The sequence below is a fragment of the Nocardiopsis sp. TNDT3 genome, from assembly GCF_003427465.1.
Lineage (GTDB): Bacteria > Actinomycetota > Actinomycetes > Streptosporangiales > Streptosporangiaceae > Nocardiopsis > Nocardiopsis dassonvillei.
On record NZ_QPFC01000890.1, the window covers coordinates 1 to 1,176 of the forward strand.

Sequence of the window (1,176 nt, forward strand, 5' to 3'; positions counted from 1 at the left end):
CTCCGAGGGGGCCCGGGTGGGGGTCATCGGAACCTCCGGGGCCCGGGTCGGCGGCGCCCCCATCCCCATGCCGAGATCCGTGCTGAGCACACCGGAGTCACCGGACCTCCAGTACCTGCTGGCGTGTATGCGCGACCGGGGCGGCGACAGCGTCGTGCTGGAGGCGACGTCGATGGGACTGCTGAACCACAGGGTGGACGGCTCCTTCGTCGACGTCGGGGTCTTCACCAACCTGACCCAGGACCACCTGGACGACCACGGCACGATGGAGAGCTACACCAGGGCGAAGATGCTCCTGTTCCAGGGCATGTGCCGACGCGCCGTGGTCAACGCCGACGACCCCGTGGGCGCCGCGATCCCGGCCCTGATGCCCGGCGCCGTGACCACCTACGCCGTCGACGCGGACGCGGACTACCGGGCGACCGACCTGGTCGTCGACTCTTCGGGAACGCGGTTCGTCCTGCACCACGACGGCCGCAAGTACCCGGCGGCGATCCCCGTCCCGGGCCGGTTCTCGGTGTCCAACGCGCTGGCCGCGGTGGCGGCCTGCCACGTCCTGGGCCACGACCTGGACGCACTGGTGGACGCCCTCGACCGGATGCCGCAGATCCCGGGCCGGTTCGAGCACTTCGGTACACCCGAGGGGGTCTCCGTCATCGTGGACTACGCCCACTCGCCCGACTCGCTGGACAAGGTCCTGTGCACGATCCGCGGATTCGCCCCGCGACGGGTGCTCACCGTCTTCGGCTGCGGCGGCGACCGGGACACCACCAAGCGCGCCCGGATGGGCGAGATCGCGGCCACCTACTCCGACCTGTGCGTCCTCACCTCGGACAACCCCCGCTACGAGGACCCGGAGGCGATCATGGACCAGGTCGCCCCGGGCATCGAGGCGGTCGGCACACCCTTCGCACGGGTCGGCGACCGGCGCGGGGCCATCGCCCTCGCGCTGTCCTCGGCCGAACCGGGCGACGTCGTCCTGGTCGCGGGCAAGGGCAGCGAGACCCACCAGAGCGTCGGCGGCGACCTCGTTCCCTTCGACGACATGACGGTCGTGCGCGGCCTCGCCCGCGCCTGAGACCGCTCCCCTCCCGCGCGGACATCCGGGAGGGGACGCCGCCCGGCGGGGGAGTGGGAGCCGCACGCACGACCGCCCCGGCCGGATCCGGCCGGGGC

The 1,176-nt window shown here is 72.7% G+C and carries 1 protein-coding gene; it reads left to right on the top strand.

What is annotated here, in order from left to right:
* Positions 1 to 1,078 (top strand): Mur ligase family protein (locus DQW06_RS21160; RefSeq protein ID WP_157983532.1); only part of this gene is annotated, 1,078 nt, incomplete at its 5' end.
* Between the last annotated feature and the right edge of the window lie 98 nt (positions 1,079 to 1,176).